General features: G+C 46.0%; 4 protein-coding genes and 1 pseudogene. All 5 read left to right on the forward strand.

The window, feature by feature from the left end; translation table 11 throughout:
- Positions 1–632, forward strand: a pseudogene (locus WEIDD23_RS07640) (hypothetical protein); the annotation flags it as partial.
- Positions 633–847: 215 nt separating this feature from the next.
- On the forward strand, positions 848–2,332 hold the full coding sequence (locus tag WEIDD23_RS07645; RefSeq protein WP_010371046.1) for a glycosyltransferase: 1,485 nt from the start codon (positions 848–850) through the stop codon (positions 2,330–2,332).
- Complete coding sequence (locus tag WEIDD23_RS07650; protein ID WP_010371044.1) at positions 2,329–2,979, forward strand: hypothetical protein; 651 nt, start codon at positions 2,329–2,331, stop codon at positions 2,977–2,979. The genes WEIDD23_RS07645 and WEIDD23_RS07650 overlap by 4 nt, the downstream gene beginning before the upstream one ends.
- A 1-nt stretch (position 2,980) precedes the next feature.
- Entirely contained in the window at positions 2,981–4,531 is a 1,551-nt protein-coding gene (locus tag WEIDD23_RS07655) for a glycosyltransferase (protein WP_062358887.1), read from the forward strand.
- On the forward strand, positions 4,528–5,237 hold a 710-nt coding region (locus tag WEIDD23_RS07660; RefSeq protein ID WP_197458845.1), incomplete at its 3' end, for a hypothetical protein. The genes WEIDD23_RS07655 and WEIDD23_RS07660, both read left to right, overlap by 4 nt.

A 5,237-nucleotide genomic window follows, 5' to 3' on the forward strand; every position in this document is an offset into this window, starting at 1 on the left:
CGATCTTGAGCAATTCAACATCATTGAGTAACTCGACTTCAACGAGTTTGAGCAACTCGACGTCATTGAGCAGCTCGACATCAACGAGTTTGAGCGATTCAACATCAACGAGTTTGAACAACTCGACGTCATTGAGCAACTCAACGTCATTGAGCAGTTCAACATCAACGAGTTTGAACAACTCGACGTCATTGAATGGATCGACTTCAACGAGCTTGAGTAACTCAACGACGAATGGGCGTAATGCTGGTGCTAACGTTGCAGCTGGTGTTGCCACGATCGGCGCAACAGCAGCTACTGTTGCGGAGACTCCGTTGACGAACCAGGGAAGTGCTGTTGTAACATCACTTTCTAATGCAACAGTTAATGTCGCGGGTGTTGTTAATGCGCCTGGTCAAACAGCGGGAATTGCTGGTTCTCAAGCGGGAGATGATAATAACGGACGTATTAGTGCCGTGACTGTCGATCAAACGTCTGCAAATTTGGAACACGCAACGGCCGATGACCAAGTCTCAACGACTGAGTTCTTGAGTGTTGCTGCGTTGATTATGATGGGCTTGTTTGGTCTCTTTATTGCCCGTCGTCGTAAGGATGATGACGAAGATGAGGATGACTCTACAACAACCCGTTAGTCGGTGGAAGTTGATTATAAAAAATAAGGCGAAGCGATAGTCCGAAGAGGGAGTATCGCTTCGCCTTTTTGTGATGCAAGCGGGATGATGAAGTCGCAGAAAATAGGGTATTAATTACGTGAAAGCAACGGTTCTGGCGGTATATAATAGGAAGTAATTGTACGACGATTAAATAAAATTAGTAGCGTTATGCGTAGCTTTGGGGTGGAAGCAATATGAAAATTTATATACTAAATGATTCGTTCTATGTTCGACGCTCGGGGTTAGATAACGCCGGCATTTTACGAACAAAATTATTCAATAAACATGGCTTACAGACGCAATTCGTGACTTACAAGCTTGATTTAAATGCACGTTTTGGCCTTGGAACGGTGGCCGACTTAACGCCAAATTATTTGAACATGTATGAGGAGTTGATGGAACGTCCAACAACATCAAATCCGATTGATATTAAAACAATCATGTTGCCAAATATTGCACAGGATTACATCGACGAAAATGGTCGTGAGTTGCATCTAACGGATGGCCAAACGATTAAATTACAACCGGGTATTGATCACAAAACGTTGTTGCTATGGACTGAAATTGCGGTAAATGGGCAAACAACACGGATGAAATTTTTTGATCCACGTGGGCAACAAATCGGGACTGAATATTTTTCACCTGATGACCAACAGCTGTATTTGCGAGAGTTTGTGTCAACAACCACACCAACCAAGATGTGGACGACCGTGACAGCCACTGGGCAAACAACTTATCGCTACCGCACGGCTGATAATCAAGAGCACATGTTTGATAGTGAAGCGGCGATCCAAGCGTTTTGGTTAGATGAATTGGTCCGTCAAAATACGACTGCCGACGAAGAAACGGTCTTTATTGTGGATCGTAATGCTGAATGGTTTGACGCCTTGCAACAAATGACGGAACCGGCACGCAAGATTAGTGTCTTGCATAACACGCACACGATTGATCCGCAGCAGGTGATGGGACCACTAAATGAAAATTACGAAGCGGTCTTAAATCATCAAGAATTGTTTGAGCGTTTCATTGTTTCCAGTGACCAGCAGGCAGCTGATGTGTTGGCGCGATGGCCCAAGGCAACCGTGACTGCGATACCGGTTGCGGTATTACCAGATCAGCGACCAACGAATACACCATTTGTAGAACGTGAAATAGGTTTGGTAGCAATTGTGTCACGAATTGCACCGGAGAAAAACTTGACCGAAGCAGTGCAAGCAATTCACTTAGCGCATCAGCAAAATGACAGGATTCATGCTGAAATCTGGGGCTCTGGTAATCATGGTGACGACGACCGTTTGCAAGCATTCATTGATCAAATTGGCGCTACAGCCTATATCAAATTAAAGGGGTACACGGCCCAACCGGAGCAGGTATGGCAACGGGCCCAAGCGACGTTGCTAACGTCACACAATGAAGGATACGCCTTATCGTTGGTTGAGGCGTTGGCAAATGGCGTACCAGCAATTTCTTACGATGTTAAGTACGGTCCAAGCGAATTGATTGATGAGTCAACGGGCCGATTAGTCCCTGAACACGATTACACGCAGATGGCTGAAACGTTAGTAAGGTGGTTTAATACGCCGGAAGAATTGGCACGTAAAAGCGCAGCTGCGGTAGCGTCAACACAACGGTTTAGTGCAGAAAATATTTGGCAGAAGTGGAATGAGGTGCTGTCATGATTGGATATGTCACGTTAACGGTGCCGGTTAAGCGACGCCACGAGTTGGTGTCAGATACGATGCGAGTCTATTCAGGCTTGTTTAACATAAATGGTGATTTTTTGGTCAATGAGTCGAATGCCTACGAGGTGCTTGGTGCTTCTTACGATGGTGTGTCACAAACGCCGCAACGTGGGGCTGAATTTACCGAGAATTTGATAAATGAACACCAAAGTAATTGGTTAATCGGTGACCAGGTGCGCGTGACCGTACTTTTAGATGATGCGGGTCGCGTGCATGAAGTCGGTTATTACAATCAATTAGGCAAATTAGCACTAAGCGAACAATTCCGTCCGAACGGGCAATTGGTACGACGCCAGTACTGGAATCACGCTGGTCAAATTAGTTTGACGGAATTTTTTGACGGTCAGCAACAAGTAACCGTTATGGCAATGCAAACTGAAACGGAGGCACACTGGTATCAGTGGCCAAATCAGTTGCAAGAGCGCCACTTAACGGGTGAACTTGATTTACTCTTTGATCTACTACAGGGCGCAGTTAATCGTCATGAAATTGATTCGTTGTGGGTCGACGAGTCTGTTGCAGGGGTAAATTGGGAAGTGTTGGGTGTACCTGTACGACGCCTAACGGACGATGAGGAGTTGTAAGATGAACTTTTTTATTAACGGTGGCTTAGCACGCACTAATTCGGGTGTTGAGCACGCTATTCTCAAGCGCCTCCAACTGTTTCGTGACCACGACGTACCGGCTATGTTGGTGGCGACTGATTTTTTCTTTGATTTGCATCGAAATGCAGTTATCTGGGGTCTACCAGAGTCCCAATTATTAGGGTTGCATGATTGGTTTATTGATGCGCGTGATTTTGTTGGTCAGGGTGCGCCTAAGCTATCTGATTATCCAATGCCAGCTGGCATGGTTGAATTACAGACGGGGAATGCCCAATTACGACAGTTTGCATTTGACGGGCAAACAACCAGTCTGATTGATGTGAATGCGGATGTGAATGGGGATATTTACGCTGTGTCATATTTCGATCAAAATCGTCGCCAAACACGGGCAGAATGGTATGACCCACGGGGCTTTATCATTGCGGAAGATCGCTATATCATGCTGGCAGATAAGAATGTGCGGGAAAGCCGGGCGTTCTATTCACCAACTGGGCAATTGACGATGTTGTACACCATGGCACATGATCGAACGGATATTGATGAGTTTGAAATGGTCTCAGTATTTGATTATCACGGTCATGATTATCAATTCTTTGGCACTGATGAGTTATTTAGATTCTTTTTTGACGAAATTAATCAGGCATTTGGTGGTGCGAATGCCTTCATCGCTGATCGAGGCATTACCGAAGCGTGGGCGTTGAACAATATGCAGACCCGGGCATTCAAAACATTTATTCTACATGCTGGCCATCTCAATGATGAAACCGCGCCAAACGGCTTGGTGAATTACAACTATCAATATGAATTCGATAATATCGGTGATTTCAATGCGGTAATCGTGCCAACGCAAATTCAACTCGAGCGGGTTGCTAATCGGTTTGGCTATCGGGAACGCTTTTTCAAGATTCCAGTCGGTATGATTAGCGATGCGGTGCTCAGTGAACCCGTTAAAACCAGTATTGAACGGCAACCACAGACGGTGGTGACGGTTTCGCGCTTGGATGAGGCGAAGCAAATTGATCACTTGATTGACGCCATGGCAATTGTGCATGAGCAACTGCCCCAGGCGCAACTTGAAATTTGGGGTAACGGTAGCGATGATGGTCGGCTTCGTGACCAGATTGCGCGTTTAGATGCCACAGACTATGTCCATTTGATGGGGCACACGACGGCAGTCTTGGAAAAGTTGGCCAACGCTCAGCTGTTTGTTGCGGCTAGTCGGTCAGAGGGCTTTGGTTTGACGATGATGGAGGCCGAGTCGGTTGGGACGCCAATCATTGCGTATGATGCGTTATACGGGCCTCGTGAAATCGTGCAACCGGGTGTTAATGGGCAATTAATCGGATTACATGACCCGGATAATGTGCAACAAATGGCGCATTGGATTCAACATTATTTGTCGAATCAACAAGCACTGGCGGCTTTGATGGCTAGCACGCTAGAAGCGCGCTTGGCCTATAGTGAAACAGCTGTTTGGCAAGCTTGGCAAAACTGGTTGACGGCAATTGCAGAATGGCGGCAAGCGAAATGAAATATTTATTAATTGAGACACTACATCCACAAATTGATGATGTGACTGAAAAAATCTTAGATGTTTATCGACGACTTAAGGAACAACGAGAACCAATCAATATTGTCGTGGTCGACTATCAACCGGAACTCACGAAACTTGCGCAAGATTATCGCATTGATTTAGATGACATTTGGCAATTGGCTGATATTGTGCAACGAACCAAGGGGTATCGGCATGAACCACGCTGGTTTTGGGATTTGCCACGGGCACCAAAAACGGAGCTCTACTCTGATTTTACTTGGGGCGAAATTAAAGCTGGTTCATTACGATTAGCGTGGTTTGATTATTTTGAACATATCAGCACAGCCTGGCGCTTTGTCCGACAAGTTAAATACTATAATCGACGCGAAGAGCCACGCATGATTGCGGAGTATGATTATCGTGGGTTTGTCTCTCGCCAAAAGATGGTGCGAAATGAGGCAGTCTATCAGGCGGATTATTTTGATGAAACTGGACTTGAGGCGTTGACAGTGCTCTATAATCAGGATCAGCAACCATATCTTTGGTTGCGCCGGGACGGCATGCGCAATACGACGGCGTATCCATCACAACTGGCATTGCAAACGGCGGTCTTGACGGAAGCATTGCAGCTCGATGATCGACCAGAAATGTATACCGTTGGCGAGTCACAACTGATTGATGACTTGATGGCCTCAGCATCGCT

The sequence above is a fragment of the Weissella sp. DD23 genome, from assembly GCF_001579105.1.
Classification (GTDB): domain Bacteria; phylum Bacillota; class Bacilli; order Lactobacillales; family Lactobacillaceae; genus Weissella; species Weissella cibaria.

Bases quoted from the DNA above. Each gene is read 5' to 3' on its own strand.
- WEIDD23_RS07645 (WP_010371046.1), top strand. From the start codon at position 848: ATGAAAATTTATATACTAAATGATTCGTTCTATGTTCGACGCTCGGGG.
- WEIDD23_RS07650 (WP_010371044.1), top strand. From the start codon at position 2,329: ATGATTGGATATGTCACGTTAACGGTGCCGGTTAAGCGACGCCACGAG.
- WEIDD23_RS07655 (WP_062358887.1), top strand. From the start codon at position 2,981: ATGAACTTTTTTATTAACGGTGGCTTAGCACGCACTAATTCGGGTGTT.